Consider the following 18,510-nt stretch of genomic DNA (forward strand, 5'->3'; position numbering starts at 1 on the left):
AAACGGTGAATTCCAATCCACGGGATCGCTTTTTAGTCTGCGGTTTAGGCAGCCTCGGCCAACATTGCGTGGTCGCCCTGAAAGAATTTGGAGTCCGGGTCAACGGCATCAACCTCGCCGAACCCGAACACTGGGAAATCCCCCGCCTGCCGGAATTGTTGGACCGGTTGATCGTCGGCGACGCCCGCCAAGGGTCGGTTTTGGAACGGGCGGACATCCGCCAATGTCGGGCGGTGCTGATCGTGACGAGTCAGGAACGGATGAACGCCGAAACCGCCCTGGCGATCCGCAAAATCAATCCCCGCGCCCGGTTGGTGGTGCGCTCTGCGAAAGAAAATTTCAATCAGTTGTTGGGCGAACATCTGGGCAACTTCGTCGCCTTTGAACCCACCCAACTCCCCGCCCCGGCCTTCGCATTGGCGGCCCTGGGAACGGACATTTTGGGATTTTTCCAGTTAGACGGGTTGCGAGTGCAAGTCGTCCGGCGGCAGATCGTCCCGGGCGATCGCTGGTGTTATCGAACGTCACTGCGGGAACTCAACGGCCGCACCCGGCGGATTTTGCGCCACACCCGGGACGACGATCGCCCCCAAGAGTCCCTGCACGACTGGGCACCGAAAGCCGAACTGCAACCGGGCGATACGGTGATCTATATCGAAGTGGTCGATCGCCCCCACTTTGAATCCGCCAATCCAGATTCTCCCCGGCGATGGCGGTGGAAATGGTTTCAGTTTCCCCGGTGGCGGGAGTTGCGCCCTCGGTTGGTGGAACTGTGGGAGGGAAACCGGGAGCAGTCCGTCAGCCCGGTGGCGATCGTGTGTCTGGCTTTCGTGGCGGCGCTGCTCGTCCTGGGAACCGCCCTATTTTACCGCTTCTATCCGGATGCCAGCCTGGTGGGGGCGTTCTACGGGGTCGCCGTCCTGTTGCTGGGCGAATACGCCGAATTATTCGGGGATTTTCAAATCGATCCGGCCGTCCCCGGGTGGCTGCAGTTTTTCGCCTTCCTCCTCACCCTGGTGGGGACGGCGTTGGTGGGGGTGTTGTACGCTTTGCTCACCCAGGCGATGCTGAGTAGCCGATTTCAACTCACCCGCCGCCGCCCCCCGATTCCCACCCACGATCACGCGATCGTTGTCGGGTTGGGGCGGGTCGGACAGCGGGTGGTGAGGCTCCTGCAGGAGTTCAGACAGCCGGTGGTGGGCATCACGTTCAACCCCCAGTTCGACCCGGCGGTTTTGCCGGCTATTCCCATCGTCACGGGCAATCTCAAAGAAACCCTGAGTCGGGTGAATCTGGCCGCGGCCCGCAGCGTGGTGGTGGTGACGGACGACGAGATGTTGAATCTGGAAATCAGCTTGATGGCCCGTTCGGCGAATCCCAACTGCCATTTGGCGATCCGGACGGAGGAACAGAGTCTCACCGACAGTTTGAATCACCTGCTGCCGGGGACTCACGTCATTTGCGCCTACGGGGTGACGGCGGAGGCGTTTGCGGGGGCGGCGTTCGGGGAAAATATCCTGGATTTGTTCCGGTTGGGCGATCGCACCGTTTTGGTGACGGAGTACGAAATCGAGGCGGGGGACACGCTCAACGAGTTGCTGTTGGGGGAGGTGGCCTACGGTTACGGCGTGGTGCCGATTTGGCACCGGCGGGGTTCCCAGTCGCCCCGGTTGATGCCGCCGGACGAGATCCAGTTGGCGGTCGGCGATCGCATGGTGGTGTTGGCGACGATGGAGGGGTTGCGGGCCGTGGAGGAGGGGATATTTCTCACCGTCCCCCGCTGGCGAATTCGCATCGAAAAAGCTCTGACGTCGGGAGCGGTATTTGAAGGGGCAAATGCGATCGTCCGCATCTGCGGATGTCCGTTAAATGTGGCCCGGAATTTGATGGCGGATTTACCCGCGATCTTGCCCCGGCTGCTGTTCGAGCACCAGGTCTATCATTTGTCGGAGGAGTTGCGGCGATCGCAGGTCATCGCCCGGGTGATTCCCCCGGATGACACCGGAGAAATTTAACCGGATAATAATCTAAAGCTCACAATTCCTTAAATTCAACCTTGCAGACTATTGATGACAGACAGTGGGGGTAACGGTACATTGAATATCAATACCGGCACGGCGGTCGAGACGCTCGATCTGACCAAGAGCTTCAAGGGAAAGGTCGCCCTTCAGGGGATTGACGTGACAGTGCGATCGGGCGAAATGGTGGCGTTGGTGGGGGCTTCCGGCTCGGGAAAATCCACCTTGTTGCGCCACCTCAACGGCTTGGAACGGGGCGATCGCGGCCGGGTGGAAATCTTCGGGATGCCCTTGCAAACCGACGGCCGATTCCATTCTAAGGTGCGGCACCTGCGGAGTCAGATCGGCTGCATTTTTCAGCAGTTCAATTTGGTCAAACGACTCACCGCCATTGAAAATGTCTGGGTGGGGAATTTGTCCCGCATTTCCCTGGCCCGTTCGGCACTCCGCCTGTTCACCCCGGCGGAAAAACAAGCCGCCCTTTCCGCCTTGGAACGGGTGGGGATTTTGGAACAGGCCTACCAGCGGGCCTCCCAACTGTCCGGGGGTCAACAGCAGCGGGTGGCGATCGCCCGATGTTTGGTTCAGGGTGCCAAAATTATCCTCGCCGACGAACCGATCGCTTCCCTCGACCCGGAGTCGGCCCACCGGGTGATGCAGCTACTCGGCGACCTCAACCGCACCCACGGCATCACGGTGATCGCCTCCCTGCACCAAGTGCAGATGGTGCGCCGCTATTTTGTGCGATCGGTCGCCCTCAAAGACGGGGCGGTGATGTTCGATGGCCCGACAACGGCCCTCGACGACACCGAACTCAACCGCCTGTACGGCACGGCGGCCCAAGAACTCGTCCTGAGCGGACACGGAGAATTGAAATAAAGTCGCCCCCAAACGAGCCTTTTTCGGTTTTCCATTTCCACTTATTTATTCAATCCCAACTGTATCCTATGGACAGACGAAATTTTTTAAAATCAACTTCTCTATTTGTTTTCTCCGCCGCCGGTGCAAAACTGCTGGCGAGTTGTTCTTCCAACTCGACCTCAACGACCCCGGCAGCGGACGGTAAAACCGGGACAGAAGCCACGGAAACCGCCAAAGCGACCAATGTTTCCGCCCTCGACCCCGACCTGAAAACCCTGGAATTTGGCATCATTTCCACCGAGTCCCAAGCCAATCAAAAACCGCTCTGGGAACCCTTCGTAGCGGCGATGTCCGAAGAACTAGGAATCCCCGTCAAAGCCTCCTACGCCACCTCCTACGCCGGGGTAATCGAAGCCATGCGCTTCGGGAAAGTTCACCTGGCTTGGCTGGGTGGAAAATCCTATATCGGAGCGGCGAAAATGGCTAATGCCGAAGCCTTCGCCCGCACCGTCGCCCTCGACGGCTCCCAGGGGTACTATGCCCACCTGATCGCAAATAAGGATAACCCGATCGTCGGCGAAATCAAAGACGGGAAGGGAGATTTATATGTGATAGAAAATGCGGATAAATTGACTTTCGCATTTAACGATCCAAACTCCACATCCGGTTTCTTAGTTCCCAGTTATTACGTTTTTGCAAAAAATGATGTCAACCCCAAGAAAGCCTTTGAAAAACTCGTCTTTTCGGGAAGTCACGAGGCGACGGCTTTGGCGGTGGCAAACAATCAGGTCGATGTGGCAACCAACAACAGCGAATCCCTCAGTCGTCTGGAAAAAACCGCTCCGGAAGCCCGTAAAAATATCGAAATCATTTGGACTTCCGTAGAAATCCCCAGCGATCCGATCGCCTACCGCAAGGATTTGCCGGAAGAAATGAAACAAAAAATTCGGGATTTCTTCTATAATTATCAAGACGAACAGATTCTCGGTCCGTTGGAGTGGTCTGGTTTCGTTCCGGCCGGAGATGCGGATTGGAACCCCATCCGCGAATTGGAAGTTGGCAAGGAAATCTTGGAAGTCCAGTCGGACGAGAAGATCGACGCAGCGACGAGGGAGCAAAAATTGACGCAACTTCGGCAGAAATTGGAAGCCCTGCAATAAGACGATTGGAACCCCCGAACCCAACCACTTATAGCAGTGCGCGATCGTGTAGTTACAAGGTCTAGAAACGGGAGTCGGGAGTCGGGAGTGGGGAGTCGGGGGATTGACAATTCTCACCCATCCGCTGTGTAACTACGCGGCTCGCACAGCGCTATATCAACCCGTTGTTGCGCTTTAGGGCCACCGAAACGGGGCTGAAGCCCAACCAACACTGATTTTATATTAACTCAAAATGAACGGTTCTTCAAGTCGTTTCGATTCCTCCCAAACATCCCTGCAATTGGAAGCCTCTCCAGCCGTTTTAGAGATGCTCGAAAAAGAAGAAAAGCGGGTAACGGGAGTCCGCATTTTCTTCGGGCTGATGGCGATCGCGATTTTAATTTTTTCCTTCATCCAAAGCGAGATAAACGTTGCCGTCTTGGCGGAAAACAGCGGCAACATGGCGACCTACATCGCCGGTTATTTCCCCCCGGACTTCTCCGATTGGAGAATTTACTTAGAAGATACGATTATCACCATTTCGATGGGAATTTGGGGGACGTTAATCGCCGCGATCGTCGCCGTTCCCCTGGCGATTTTTGCCTCGGAAAATATCTGCCCGATCTGGATCGTCCAACCCATGCGGCGCCTCTTGGATGCCATGCGGGCGATCAACGAAATGGTGTTCGCCCTCATCTTCGTCGTCGCCGTCGGTTTGGGTCCCTTTGCCGGGGTGCTGGCGTTGAGTGTCAGCACGGCGGGAGCCCTCGGAAAACTGTTTTCCGAAGCCGTCGAATCCATCGATCCGGGTCCGGTGGAGGGCATCCGCGCCACGGGGGCGAATAACATCCAAGAAATCCTGTTCGGCGTGGTGCCCCAGGTGATGCCGCTGTGGACTTCTTTTGTATTGTACCGCTTTGAATCCAACGTCCGTTCCGCCTCCGTTTTGGGAATCGTCGGCGCAGGCGGCATCGGGGTTTCCCTCTACCAAAGTTTCCAAGCCTTCGACTATCAGAAAGTTTGCGCCATTCTGATTATTTTGATCGTGGCAACGTCCGCGATCGATTTCGGTTCCGCCAAGTTGCGAAATTGGTTGGTTTGAAGGGGATAGGGGATAGGGAGTCGGGAAAATTTCACTTTTCACTTTTCACTTTTCACTTTCCCCGCACCCTCACCCCAACACCGCATCGGGATTGGCGGTTTCGATCAGAATGCTTTCCACCTGTTCGACACTCAAACCGGGATTGGCACTCAACATCAATGCCGCCGTGCCGGAGACGTGGGGTGTCGCCATCGAGGTTCCGTCATACCAACTGTAGGTGTTGTTTGGCGTGGTCGAATAAATGGCCTGTCCGGGGGCGCCGACATAGTCGAGGGGAACCTCCCCGGCGCGGTTGGAAAAACTGACCAAATTTCCGGCGGAATTCACGGCCCCCACCGCGATGCCGTTGTCTTTGGCGTAGTAGGCGGGATAGGCGGGGGCGGAACTGTAGCTGTTACCGGCGGCCATCACCACCGCGACTCCCCGTTCCACCGCAAATTCGATCGCCCGTTCTTCCGGCGGCGAGGGAAAATTTCCCCCCAGGCTGAGATTGATGATGTCGGCACCGTTATCGACGGCGTAGTAAATTCCCGTCGCCACCTCGTTGGGTGCGGCGGCGCCCTCGCTGTCGAGGACGCGGACGGGCATGATTTGGGCGCCGGGTGCGACTCCGGTGATTCCGAATCCGTCACCGGCGGCGGCGATGGTTCCGGCGATGTGGGTCCCGTGGCCGATCGCATCCATCGGATCGCGATCGCCGTCTACGAAGTCCCAGCCGATCGCGTCGTCAACAAACCCGTTTGCGTCGTCGTCGATGCCGTTACCGGGAATTTCATCCGAATTGTGCCAGATATTGTTCGCCAAATCCGGGTGGGTGTAGTCCACGCCACTATCGATGACGGCGACGACCACTCCGGTTCCGGTGTAGCCGGCGTTCCAGACTTCCGGGGCGCCGATGGTGTCGAGTCCCCAGTTGTCCCCGAAGCGATCGGGAACCTCCTGTAAGGGGGCGGGGGAGGCGATCGCACCGGCAACGGCGGCGGAGGCATTCACCAAGCCGTATCCGTAGCGGCTGTTAAAACCGGCGTGAAGGTGATTCGATGTCGGTGTCGCGGATAAGGTGAGATTGTAGGCAGTCGTTCCTTGGTAGGGATAGACGTTGACAAAATAGGTTCCGGGTTCGAGGTTGGCTTCGATCAATTCCGGGCGATTAAACCAATGGTAAGAACCCGCGATCGCTTCTCCGTAATCGACCCGACCGTTGGCGTTAAAATCCCGGCTCAGTTCCACGTCCGCATCCGCACTCAACCCCTCCAAAACCAGGCGGAAATCGGCGGGAGTCGCCAGGGTGAAACGGTAAATATCTCCCGAGTCGAAATAGCCCACCGAGTCGCCGACGGTTTGCGTGCCGTTCAGATCGCCCAAGTCCACGATGCCGAGTAAGGAATCGTACCCATAAAAACTGCTTTGCCGTCCGGTTTCGGAATTTGAACCCGTGAGGGGATCGGCGGCGGAGTCTGGGAGAGTTTCCCCGCCGTCGGTGGAAGAAACGGTCGGTTCCGGGGAGAAAATTTGGGGCGATCGCAACCCAATCTCGGCGGGGTCGTCCGGCGGAAAAATCAATGGCGTCTCTTCCGACGGTGCGGATGGAATGGGTGGCGAGAGGTGATTTTCTGGGGCGATCGCGGCATCCGAATTGACAGTCGAATATAATTCGTCCGCTTGCCAACTGCCGAAGTCTAACATGGGGTGAGCCTCCTACACGGGGAACCGACGGAACCGACGGTTCTTTTTTGCTCCGGACTCCTCACTCTTTTAATATAACGTTTGTCAAAACATTTGAACCGACCCCTTTTCGCCACAACGTTCGCACCGGGGGAGATCCGCGCATTAATAAAAAAAAGATTAAAGAATCTGAAAACGATTAACAATTATTAATTATTAATGATTAATTGTTGGCATCTGAGGGGGTTGTCGCCAGTGCTTCGCCACATCGGCGGATGTAATATCGGGCTACTTGATCCGAGGGATTTTTAGCAATGATCGCTTCAAATAATTCTAACGCTTCTTCAATCCGGCTGTTTCTCCAAGCTTGGGTGGCGCGATCGAATAAAGGGCGGGTGCGAATTTTGGTTTCGGAAATGGGATAATTTCGACTTCCGAGCAGTTCGTAAATTTCCAAAGGTTGGGTTTTACCTCGGGGGGTTACGCGATCAATCCAGCGAGTATAAAAAAAGTTTGATTTTGCTTGTCTATCTGTCATGGATTCTGCGGTTTCTACCGCCACTTTACTGGCGATGATGTGGCATCCGTAAACTTTGGTCAGTCCCTCCAAACGGGAGGCGGTATTGACGATATTTCCGATGACGGTAGAATCCATGCGATATTCCGATCCCAGAGTGCCGATCATGCCGATGCCGGTGTCGATGCCGATGCCAATGCGGATCGGTTTTTGGATTTTAAATTGGCGGCGATCGCGGTTGAATTCCCGCAAACTCTGTTTCATCATCAAAGCCGAATTAAAAGCGTCCGTCGCGTGATCGTTTGGGCGATCAAAAACCGCCATGATCGCGTCTCCCAAATACTTGTCGATGAATCCGTTGTGGGTGGAAATACAGCGGCTCATCTGGTTGAAAAATGCATTCAACCATTCAAAGGTTTCTCGCGCCTGTTGAGATTCCGCGATCGCCGTAAAGCCGCGAATATCGCAAAACAGAACCGTCAGTTCCTCCTCCGTCACATTTCCCAACTGGATCGACTCCACCCCTTCGGGGGCGATGCGTTTTAAAAATTGCTGGGGGACGAAGAGTTGAAATTTGTCCGACAGATATTCGTTGATCTGCCAAGCCGCGGACAGTTGCCGCCGGTTTTGTTCTTGAACCTGCCGCTGCAACTGCACCTGATTCGTCCGCGATCGCATTTTATTGAGCTTCAAAATATTGGTAATTTTCGCCAACAACAGTTCGCTGTTAAACGGTTTGGTAATGTAATCGTCCCCCATTGTCTCCAACCCTTTCAACCGGGACTGGTCGTCATCCAAAGCCGTCAAAAAAATGATCGGGATCGTCTGCAACCGGCTATCTTTCCGAAGTTTTTCGCAAATTTCAAACCCGTCCATATCCGGCATCATAATATCCAGCAACACCAAATCCGGCGGCGACTTGTGGGCGAGTTCCAAAGCTTCGAGTCCCGACTCAGCCAGGTCGGTGCTGTAACCCTCCGAAATTAATAACTCTTCCAATAACACCAAATTGGCCGGTTCGTCATCGACCAGGAGAATGTGCGACTGTGTTTCAGACATGGGGTTGGGGGGGTAACTGTTCGGGGAATAGGGAAGTTTGACGACCTGCCGGACGGCAAAATCGATCGCGATATCGGCTCTATTTAATTTTATCTTTTCGGCAGATACCCCTGTTGACCGGTGAAAAATTGAGATCGAACCGATCCTCACCTACGGAAATTGTAACGATCCTGAGAATTGTCCGGAGCGGCTGTCCTCAGTCGCCGTCGAGCAAGCCTTTCACCGTCTTCAACGCCGTTTCCACATCCAGCGGTTTGCTCAAATAAGCGATCGCCCCGGCCTCCAAACAGCGATCGCGGTCCCCCGGCATCGCCATCGCCGTCACCGCCACCACCGGGACCGCCTTCCAAACCGGATGCCGCTTCAATTCCCGCATCAGTTCAAACCCGTCGATCTCCGGCAGTTGAATGTCCATCAAAATCAGATCCGGCAACGTCCCGGCTTTCACCAGGGGGGAATGAATCAAATCTAACATCGTCTGGCCGTCGGCGATCAATTCCACCTGATACCCCTGCAATTCCAACATCTCAGAAATCAACAACTGATTGAACGGTTGATCCTCCACCACCAACATCCGGGGGGTATTTCCCTTTTTCAACTCGGGCATCGGTCCGGCAGTTTGATAAGTCTCCATCTCGGAAGGGGGGCTTTTTGCCAATTCCTGCCGCATTTCCGTCAGCGGCAGCCACACCCGGAACCGGCTCCCCTCGTCAACCCGGGTCTGCAACGAGACAGTCCCCCCGTGCAGTTCGGCCAGACGCTTGGTGAGCACCAACCCCAATCCCGTCCCCTCGTGGCGGCGCGTCAGGGACGAGTCGATCTGTTGGAAGGGTTGGAACAGCAGATGCCAGCGATCTTCAGGGATACCGATGCCGGAGTCGAGCACTTCCAGGCACAAATAGGGAGTGCTCTCGTTGACCGGAGAGCGATCGGGGCGGTAATCTCCCTCCATCTGCGCCCCGTAGGCCAGTTGTCCGCTCAACCGCACCTTTCCCCCTTCCGGGGTGAATTTCACCGCGTTGGAGAGCAGGTTGATCAAAATTTGGCGCACCCGCCGCTCGTCGAGTAAAACCTCGGTGATGCGATAATCTAACTCCAACGAGAGGGCCAGACATTTTTTTTCGGCCCGGGGTTGGATCATTTTCAGGCACTCGCTGCACAGTTGGTGGATGTTGACCGATTCCAGGTTCAACTCGGTTTTGCCGGATTCGATTTTGGAGAGGTCGAGGATGTCGTTGATGAGCTGCAACAGGTGCTTGCCGCTTTTTTCGATAAACTGCACCTGGTTGATCTGGCGCGTATTGAGTTCCCCGGCGGTTTTGCGTTTGAGCAGATCGGAGAAGCCCAAAATGCTGTTGAGGGGGGTGCGGAGTTCGTGGGACATGGAGGCAAGAAACTCCGATTTCAGTTGGGAGGCCCGCTCCAAGTTTTCGTTGCTCTGGCGCAGCCGTTCCTGGGCCTGGGCGCGTTCGATCGCCGTTCCGAGGGTGCGGCAGGCGGCGAAGAGCATATCGAGTTGGGGATATTCCTGCATTTTTTCGAGATCCCGGGATTCGAGGGTCAGGACTCCGATGATCTGGCCGGTGGTGCAGGGGATGGGGAAAATTCCCAGCTTGCCGATCCCCGGGTGGCGGAATGCGGGGACGGACTGGGGGTGGTTGGCGTAGTCTTCCACGAACACGGGTTGCCCCGTCTCCACCACGTCCCACAGCAGGCCTTCGCCGTGGGGGATGCCTTGATTTAACATGGATTGCATTTCGGTGACGGCGGGTTCCCCGTAGGTGGCCACGAATTGGCCGGAAATTTGGTTTCCCACCATGCCGGTGACGCGGTTGTTGCCTTCCCCGAGGATGACTTTGACATCGCCGAAGGCCGCGTCCATGACTTGAATCAGGTAGTTGAGGGCGAATTGGGCGATCTCTTGCAGGTTGTCGAGGTCCTGGAGGCGTTCGTTGAGTCCCAGGAGAAAGCGCAGCCGCCGGACTTCGGTGTTGAGGTTCAGTTGGGTGTTGCGGTGGTCGGTGACGTCCCGGAAGGTGAGCAGGCGTCCGCCCTGGGGGGTGGGGATGCTTTGGATTTCCAGGCAAATTTGGTTGTGCTGTTGGATGCAGAAGGACAGGCGCCCCCCGGGAGAGTTGCCGATGGTGCGTTTGAGGTGTTCGCACTGATCCTCGGACCAGTGGCCCCGGGAGGTGATGGCGGCGCAGAGTGCCTCGATGTCGGGTCGGGCCGCGAGGAATTCGGCGGGGAACCCCCAGAGATCCGCGAGTTTTTGGTTGAACCGGACGAGGCGATCGCTCGGGTCGAACAGGGCGATGGCGTGGTCGATTTCATTGAGGATCAGGGCTTGCTCGTCCGTTAACTGCTGTGTGTCCATGGGTTTTGTCAGATCTCGAATCTCAACTGGGCAGCGCCCCACCTCGGGGGATCGCCTCCTCCACCTTCAGAAAAGTTAACAAAAGTTAATTGAAGGTTGGGGTGAGGCAGATCGAAAGGGGCCGTGATCTCGGACGGAAGGCGATCGCTTCCGCCGGCGAGGGAAGACCGGAGCGAGCAACTGAAAACAAATGGAGTCGAAGTGAGAGCGACGGGAGGGCTAACTTCCAGGTTATCAAAGTGGCGAGAATTTCGACGGTTTCGGACTCCGATCGCCCGTCAACCGCGATCGGGGATTGATCTTCTGCTAGGCTCTCTCTTGAGATAGACGACGCCGAGACGAACCTTCCGGATAATGGGCTTAACTAGACCCGCTTCTTATCATATCCAATGTTTTTTGTCAAGACCTGCGGTCTGGGAAATGATTTCGATCCGGGGGATTTTAATCGAAAATTGGCTCAAAAAAAGTTGTTTTGACAACCTCTGGTGGTATATGATGAGAATATTGTAAAGTTTTATTGAGATCGGTGATCAACTTTGCCCCCGGGCAAGGGCGATCGTCCGAAGCAATTTAGAGAGGAGCAAACACGATGGCTTTTGAACTTCCCGATTTACCCTATTCCAAAGACGCTCTCGCGTCCGACAAGATGTCTGCCGACACCCTGTCGTACCACCACGACAAGCACCACGCCGCCTACGTCAGCAAACTCAACGCGGCGATCGAAGGCACGGACATGGCAAATATGTCCCTCGAAGAGATTATCAAGGCGACCTACAACGATTCCTCCAAGTCCGGCGTGTTCAACAACGCCGCCCAGGTGTGGAACCACAGCTTTTTCTGGAAGTGCATGAAAGCCGGCGGCGGCGGCCAACCCACCGGCGCCCTGGCCGACAAAATTAACGCCGACTTCGGCAGCTTCGACAAATTTGCCGAAGAGTTCAAGAATGCGGCGGCTACCCAGTTCGGCAGCGGTTGGGCCTGGTTGGTCCTCGACAACGGCACCCTGAAAGTGATGAAGACCCCCAACGCGGTCAACCCCATCGTCGAAGGCAAAACCCCCCTGCTGACTTTGGATGTTTGGGAACACGCCTACTACCTCGACTTCCAAAATGCCCGGCCCGGTTTCATCGACAACTTCATGAATAACCTGGTCAACTGGGATTTCGTCGCCGAAAATCTCGCATCCGCCAGCTAAAATTGGTGACAATCTGGCTATAATTTGCCCATTTTGATGGCTTGAGTGGACATCCGCCACTCAAGTTTCAACGGACAGTCACGGTCATCGTGGCTGTTTTGTCGTAGACGCAGACTCTTATGGATTCTCGAGATCTCGCCCGCTACATCGAAGCCACCGACGGCATTTCTAAACCGTGGCTCCTGGTACAATTGCGCCTCAAAAAACTCCGGGAGCGGCGGTCCGAGTTATCGGAGTCGGAGTACGTCCGGGAATTGTCCGCTTTGCACGAAGAATTGATGAATTTGGGAGAATGGTGGGTCGGGATCGAGCCGGAAGTGTTCGGCGATCGCTGAATGTGGGAATTTGAGATTTGAGATTTGAGATTTGAGATTCCCCCCCAATCAGCAGTCAAGTCAACTCCCCCCGACGGGCGCTTTTCCCATCTCCGCACCCGTCAATTGTGCGATCGGCGACAGAAGTTTTGGCCCGACCGTGATTTCTCAATTGTGTGTTCCAGTTGCTCGGCATCAAAATGGGGCGATCACCGGCCCCGCTTTAAATAAGCTCCTCTCAGGTAAAGCACGCCGTCCGAGTTGTTAAAGAATTGGTAAATTGGCTGGAAATTCCTTGACATCCCAGAAATAAGAAGGTTCCATGTTAGCTAGAAAAATATTTTAATCGGCAAAATTTGCGCCGGGTGCATGGAAACAAATGACTTTAAAAAAATTTTTTCAGCTCGAATGAGCGAGACTAACTCGCGACTCCCATCGACAAATGTGAGCGTTACAGTCCGAACCCGAGGGGCGATCGCCCCTCTCTCCCCCTTGAATTCGTCGATGTCTGACGGAGTCTGCGACTTCGTAATTCCCGCCTCTTCTCATCAAAGAGGGTTGTTATAACTCTCCCATCTCTCCCTATTGATCATCTCAAAAATCCCAATCTTTTATTTGAATTGACCGAGATTTGGGATTTTCAATCCATTCAAACTCTGTCGGCTCGAGTCCTATGGTGTTCAATGATCGTAAACATGGTTGCGTTGCCATCTTCCAATTCTCCTTTCAATTCAAAAACTTTCCCTGACCGGGCGTGGAGTTCGCAGTCCTTACCCCAACCCCCTCAATTTGGTGCCACTGACTTTCGCGGACGGGTGGGAGAATTTCTCAACCCGTCCCTGGCCCTCCAGATCGGGTATTGGAGTGGGCAAGTGCTGCAAGCCTCCACCTCCCGTCCCGGCCCCGTGATTCTCGGCCAGGATTCCCGGCCGTCGAGCAATCTGTTGGCCATGTCCTTCTCCGCCGGTTTGGCGGCAACCGGTTTGGAAGTGTGGCATCTGGGACTGTGTCCGGCCCCGGCGGTGTCCCACCTGAGTGCGACCACCGGGGCCGTCGGCGGCGTGATGATTTCCGCCGACGAGAGTGCCCCCGACCAAAACGGCATCAAAATACTCGGCGCGGACGGGATGCCCATTTCTCCGAGTCTCCACTACCAAATCGAAGCGGGGGTGCGGGGAAAGGGCGATCTCATGGGGTGCGATCGCCTCGACTCCTACCGCTGGGGGCGGCAGTACCACCGGACGGAGTGGCTCGAACACTACCGCCAATTTTTACAGGATTCGAGACCTCTGACAGATTTGTGCGGAATGCGAATTGTCCTAGATTTGGCGTGGGGGGCAGCCGCCCACCTCGTCCCCCCCCTCTTCGAGTCCTGGGGGGCACAGGTCATCCGCCTCCACGACCAACCCGACGGCCATCGCATCAATATCGATTGCGGTTTTAACTCTCCCGACCTGCTGCGGCGAGCCGTTTTGGAGCACCAGGCCGATCTGGGGTTCGCCTTCAACGGCGATGCCGGACGGGTTTTGGCGATGGACGACCGGGGGGAAATCGTCGATGGCAACCACATCCTCTATTTGTGGGGGACGGCCCTGAAACGGCGGGGGCAACTTCCGAATCGGACGGTCGTCTCCAACCCGATGGCGAACTTGGCCTTTGAACGGGCCTGGGCCGTCTCTGGGGGACGCTTGGTGCGGATTCGGGGCGACGAGTCCCACATCCACCAAGAAATGCTGCGGTTGGGGGCGATTTTGGGCGGCGACCCGTCCGGTTCCATTTTCTGCCGGCACTACGGCGGAACGGGGGACAGCGTGCTCAGTGCCCTGCATTTGGCCGCCCTGACCCGAGAAGCCGGAATGTCCCTGGCTCGACTGAAACGGGAGAGCTTTCAACTGTATCCCCAACGGAGGCAGACGGTGTCCGTTAAACACTGCGATCGCCTGCTCATTTGGTGGGAATGCGAGTCCTTACGACGGGCGATCGAAAAGGCAGAAATTGCCATGGGAAATCAAGGGCGCGTCATCGTTCAAGTGACCGCAAAATCGGAACCTAAATTGGGGATCACGGTGGAAGCTTCTGATGTAAATATCGCCCACTATTGGTTAGAATATTTACTTTCTACTGTCCGACGGGAACTTTCTTCCTAGCAGATAAAAATCTCGATTTCCAAGGGTGGACTTCCCACTCACTCTATCAGTTTAGGGTATTTTTCATGAAGTTTGGAGGTTCAATCATGGGTTTCGTCAAACACCCGGCCGAATTTACCAGTCGGCTCGGCTATCTAGTTCCGGGAAGCGCGAGTTCTCGCAATTGGGAATCTGTTTTCTGGTTCAAGTGGCTGCTGCCCGGGCGATTTTTCAAGCGGTGGTTGCTGGTCAGCGGTATCGGAATTCTATTGATCGGTTTGGGTCTGGGAATTTGCCTGACTCGCATCTCGATGGATTGGCAACAGTTGGCGGTTTGCCTTCAGAATGTCGTCCGGGTATTACCCGGCCCCGCCGCCGGCGCGATCGCGGTCTTCCTGGGCCTGTTTTTGACGATCTGGGGGCAGGTGCGGGCGGCGACTTCCATGACCGACCTGCTCGCCGGAGCGGCCGTCGTGTCCCGCGATCGCCGCCTGGAGTCCCTTTCTTCCCAGCCCTCTCCCAAAGTCGTCCTCATCGGAGGCGGAAAAGGGTTGTCCGGCATCTCGCGAGGTTTGAAATCTTATCGCGCCACTATCACCGCCACCATCGACTTGACGGCGGGGGGGAAACAATCTGAGTCCTTCAACAGCAAGCATCCGCTTTTCTCCCTCTGGCCCGATTCGTTTTCGGGACCCAATCGCCTCCTGCAAAACTCGGTCAATTTATTTCAAACGGTCGGCACGGGGATGCCCCGGTCGTCCGCAGTGTCGGTCGCCGAGAAATCCACACCTCCATGTCCGGGGACTCCGGCGAATTACCCGTCTTGGGTGGCCTCATCCGAGTCGCTCCCCTGCCTCAACGGGGGCGAGTGTATCCGGGATTCCATGCGGTCAGAATTGGTGCGGGCGATTCAAGAAGCTGACTGTATTGTTGTCGGTCCGGGAAGTTTGCACACCCATTTGATTCCGAATCTGACCGCCCCCGAAATTCGAGATGCCATCGCCTCGGCCAAGGCCCTGCGCGTCTACGTCTGCAATATCATGACGGAACCGGGCGAAACGGACGGATATACGGTCGCCGAACACCTTCGCACCCTCCACGACGCCTGCGGCGGCTCCCTATTTGATGCGGTTTTGGTGCAGCGCGGCAGCCCTTCGGCGCGATCGCTGATGCATTACGCCCAAGACAATATTCACCCCGTCTATTTCGACCGCGAGGAGGTCGAAGAACTCGGATGCTCCGCGATCGCGGCCAATGTTATGCAGGAGGATGAAAAAACCGGCGCCGTCCGCCACCATCCCCAACGACTGGCCCGGGTTCTCCTGAATTGGTACGAAGAACATCGGCCGACGCGATCGGTATAGTTGAAACTGCGGGGCGACAAGGGGCCCCTTGTCGCCCCGCAGTCTCCTTTTATAGCGCTCGACACTCGGCTTTGAGCCGTCAGCTTTCCCTCAACTGCCCATCCGACAGCTCGATCGCTTCGGGGACACCTCCGCCCTCTTCCGTCCCTTTCAAAACATTCAATAAAAACTCGAGCTGGGGATCGGTTTTAGACAGAAAACCCGACGAACGAGAAGCCACGATATCTTCCAATTCCAGAATTCGCCGGCGACTCGAATCGACCCCTCCTTGATGACCCAACTCGGCATACAGTTTCGACGCTTCTCGATAATTCGACAGCGCCCCATCGAAGCGGTTCAAATGTTGGCAGGTCAACCCTAACATAAAATAAGTTTTGGCTTCATCCCAGCGCCGCCTTTCCGCCCAACCCTGTGCCACTTCCAAAGCCGAGTGATAAGAATCAAAAGCCCGACGGTAATCCTTGAGTTGGTGATAATATAACCCCGCAATTTGCTCCAAAAGTTTGAACTCACCCCGCTTGTCCCGACCCTCTCTGACGATCGCTAACCGCCTTTCTAAAACCGCGATCGCCTTCTCAAAATTTTCTGTTTTTTGATATAAATTCTCCAAATATTCTAAAATGACGGCGATCCACGTTTTGCCCTCTTCCCATTGATCACAAACCGCGATCGCCCGTTCGTAATCAGCGATCGCATCCGCCAATTTTCCCCGTTTCCAGCTTCCCCAAGCCGACCAATACAAAGCAGTCCCCTCCATTTGACAATCCGACAACTCCCGGGAAATCTCCAACATCTGCCGATGACATTCCCCGGCCAACTCATCCAGACCCTCCCCGGAAAATCCTCGACCTAAACCGTGCCAAACCCAGCCCAACTTGCGACGATCTCGAGTGGTTTTGACAATTTTCAGCAACTTTTGATAAAATAAAGTTGCCTCCTGAAACTTTTTGTTATTCAAAAAATTATTGCCGATCACACTCAGAGAATCCCACGCCTGCCGAGTTTGGGGATGATTTTCCAATTGACTGAATAACTGATAGGCCAAAGAATAAGCGGAAACCGCAGAGTCCGGTTGCTGCAAATGGAAGTAACACTGCCCCAAACACAATTGGGATGCCCCCTGAAACCAGAGATGCTGTCGAGTTTGGGAGCGTTGATAACAGGTCTTGTAGGACGCGATCGCATCTTCAAAATGACCCAAACTCTGCCAACATACCCCCACCTTATACCAAACATCCATCTGGTCGGGATTTAATTCCAAAGCCCGAACAAAGCAAGATAAGGCATCCCGGAATTTGCCGGCATTCTGGAGCTCGATGCCCCGTCCGATCCACTGTTGGACGACAAAGCTATTGGCCGGTTGAGTCGCCGCAGCCTGAGAATCACCAGTCATAACCCCAAACCATCATATAAGTCCGATAAAATTCTAGCTTGACAAATCAGAATAACTGCTGTTTTCATGTTCTTCTTAATGAAGATTCTGGCGCTCCCTGGCGGTGCAGAATCCGCCAGATTTCTATCCGTTTTTTATGAACTCAAACACCGATTCGATTCTGGCGCGATATAATCCTATCACGGCTCGGCCCGGAAATCCACATCTTTTAACAATTCGATCGCTTTGATGGCGGCGGGGAAAACACTCATCCATCCCGACCGGAACATCGGGGCGATCGCCTGCTAAAATAACGGCAGTTCCTCGAACTTCTGAACGGCAAACGAAACCGACAACATGAACCCGACAGACGATATGATCCCCAGCCCCAAACTGATCTTCCTCGATGCCGTCGGAACCCTATTCGGCCTCCGGGATAGCGTGGGGGAAATCTACGGAAACATCGCCAGACAGTGGGGCGTGGATGTCCCCGCCAAACCCCTCAACCGGGCCTTCTTCCACGCCTTCTCCACCGCCCCCCCGATGGCCTTTCCCGACGCCGACCCCGACGATATTCCCCGGTTGGAGTTTGAATGGTGGCTCGATGTCGCCGCCCGCAGTTTCAAAGCGGTAGAAGCCTTCGACCAGTTCGCAGATTTTTCCGAGTTTTTCGTCGATCTTTACGAAGAATTTGCCACCGCCAAGCCTTGGTTCGTTTATCCCGATGTCATTCCAGCTCTAAAAAAATGGCGCGATCGCGACATCGAACTCGCCGTATTATCTAACTTTGACTCCCGACTTTATCCCCTATTGGAAGCCCTGGAACTCGCCCCCCATTTCTCCCGCGTCACCATCTCCACCGCAGTCGGAGCCGCCAAACCCGACCCGAAAATATTCGCGATCGCCCTCAAAAAACACGGCATTTCCCCCTCGGAAGTCCTCCACATCGGCGACAGCTTAAAAGCCGACTGCGAAGGGGCGAAAGCCGCCGGAATTCCCGCCATCTGGATTGATCGCGACGGCGAAAACACCCCCCAAACCCACCCGTCCGTTCTGCGACGATGTACCACCTTCGCAGAAATAGAATTGAGTTAAAATTCCCCCTTACAAAGGGGGATAATGGGGGATTTTTCAGCCACAATTAAACTGAAGAATCCCCCCCGCCCCCTGGACAAAGGCAGTCACTATCGCCTAAAACCCTTATCCAGCAAGTCTTTCGGCTACTCCATCACCGGCCAAAACCTCCTGGATGCCGATCCGCTTCCCAAAAATGTCGGAACCGGGCTTGACGAAACCCCACATTTAACATATGATAAAAAATCGTCGTCAAAACGCAGGCGACTGCTGGTATGGGGATGGCTAACTCTTAGGATTTGCCAGGAACCGGCGGTTCTATCGTCG

The 18,510-nt window shown here is 55.3% G+C and carries 13 protein-coding genes; 9 read left to right on the forward strand and 4 right to left on the reverse strand.

Translation table 11 applies throughout. The annotated features are described in order from the left end of the window. Window positions 1-5 precede the first annotated feature (5 nt). From LKE08_RS13660 to phnE, 4 genes are all read left to right on the forward strand, one after another. Entirely contained in the window at window positions 6-2,015 is a 2,010-nt protein-coding gene (locus tag LKE08_RS13660) for an NAD-binding protein (RefSeq protein WP_324704786.1), read from the forward strand. A gap of 54 nt (window positions 2,016-2,069) precedes the next feature. After that, the gene (gene phnC, locus LKE08_RS13665) at window positions 2,070-2,897 is read left to right on the forward strand and encodes a phosphonate ABC transporter ATP-binding protein (RefSeq protein WP_324704787.1); all 828 of its coding nucleotides are present in this window, start codon (window positions 2,070-2,072) and stop codon (window positions 2,895-2,897) included. Window positions 2,898-2,965: 68 nt separating this feature from the next. Further along, window positions 2,966-4,039, forward strand: a complete 1,074-nt coding sequence (phnD, locus tag LKE08_RS13670; RefSeq protein WP_324704788.1) for a phosphonate ABC transporter substrate-binding protein — start codon at window positions 2,966-2,968, stop codon at window positions 4,037-4,039. 232 nt (window positions 4,040-4,271) lie between these two features. Continuing rightward, window positions 4,272-5,120 carry a phosphonate ABC transporter, permease protein PhnE gene (phnE, locus tag LKE08_RS13675; protein ID WP_324704789.1) on the forward strand — a complete coding sequence of 283 codons (849 nt, stop codon included), beginning with the start codon at window positions 4,272-4,274 and terminating at the stop codon, window positions 5,118-5,120. Between the two features lie 69 nt (window positions 5,121-5,189). On the opposite strand, the gene LKE08_RS13680 is transcribed toward phnE, so the two are convergent. From LKE08_RS13680 to LKE08_RS13690, 3 genes are all read right to left on the reverse strand, one after another. Further along, the gene (locus tag LKE08_RS13680; RefSeq protein WP_324704790.1) at window positions 5,190-6,806 is read right to left on the reverse strand and encodes a S8 family serine peptidase; all 1,617 of its coding nucleotides are present in this window, start codon (window positions 6,804-6,806) and stop codon (window positions 5,190-5,192) included. 202 nt (window positions 6,807-7,008) lie between these two features. Beyond that, window positions 7,009-8,361, reverse strand: coding sequence for a response regulator (locus LKE08_RS13685; protein WP_324704791.1), 1,353 nt, complete (start codon window positions 8,359-8,361; stop codon window positions 7,009-7,011). Between the two features lie 196 nt (window positions 8,362-8,557). Continuing rightward, window positions 8,558-10,738, reverse strand: a complete 2,181-nt coding sequence (locus LKE08_RS13690; RefSeq protein ID WP_324704792.1) for an ATP-binding protein — start codon at window positions 10,736-10,738, stop codon at window positions 8,558-8,560. Window positions 10,739-11,327: 589 nt separating this feature from the next. Between LKE08_RS13690 and LKE08_RS13695 the strand changes: the two genes are divergently transcribed. From LKE08_RS13695 to LKE08_RS13710, 4 genes are all read left to right on the forward strand, one after another. After that, window positions 11,328-11,933 carry a superoxide dismutase gene (locus LKE08_RS13695; RefSeq protein WP_324704793.1) on the forward strand — a complete coding sequence of 202 codons (606 nt, stop codon included), beginning with the start codon at window positions 11,328-11,330 and terminating at the stop codon, window positions 11,931-11,933. 119 nt (window positions 11,934-12,052) lie between these two features. After that, window positions 12,053-12,268, forward strand: a complete 216-nt coding sequence (locus LKE08_RS13700) for a hypothetical protein (protein WP_324704794.1) — start codon at window positions 12,053-12,055, stop codon at window positions 12,266-12,268. Window positions 12,269-12,942: 674 nt separating this feature from the next. Continuing rightward, on the forward strand, window positions 12,943-14,394 hold the full coding sequence (gene glmM, locus LKE08_RS13705) for a phosphoglucosamine mutase (RefSeq protein WP_324704834.1): 1,452 nt from the start codon (window positions 12,943-12,945) through the stop codon (window positions 14,392-14,394). Between the two features lie 86 nt (window positions 14,395-14,480). Beyond that, window positions 14,481-15,737: a 2-phospho-L-lactate transferase CofD family protein gene (locus LKE08_RS13710; RefSeq protein ID WP_324704795.1), complete on the forward strand. Its 1,257-nt coding sequence runs from the start codon at window positions 14,481-14,483 to the stop codon at window positions 15,735-15,737. Window positions 15,738-15,816: 79 nt separating this feature from the next. Here the strand turns inward: LKE08_RS13710 and LKE08_RS13715 are convergent, their stop codons facing one another. Then, entirely contained in the window at window positions 15,817-17,130 is a 1,314-nt protein-coding gene (locus tag LKE08_RS13715; RefSeq protein ID WP_324704796.1) for a tetratricopeptide repeat protein, read from the reverse strand. 336 nt (window positions 17,131-17,466) lie between these two features. Between LKE08_RS13715 and LKE08_RS13720 the strand changes: the two genes are divergently transcribed. Next, window positions 17,467-18,204, forward strand: a complete 738-nt coding sequence (locus LKE08_RS13720) for an HAD family hydrolase (RefSeq protein WP_324704797.1) — start codon at window positions 17,467-17,469, stop codon at window positions 18,202-18,204. Window positions 18,205-18,510 lie beyond the last annotated feature (306 nt).

This window comes from Lyngbya sp. CCY1209 (genome assembly GCF_035615495.1).
Classification (GTDB): Bacteria; Cyanobacteriota; Cyanobacteriia; order Cyanobacteriales; family Microcoleaceae; genus Limnospira.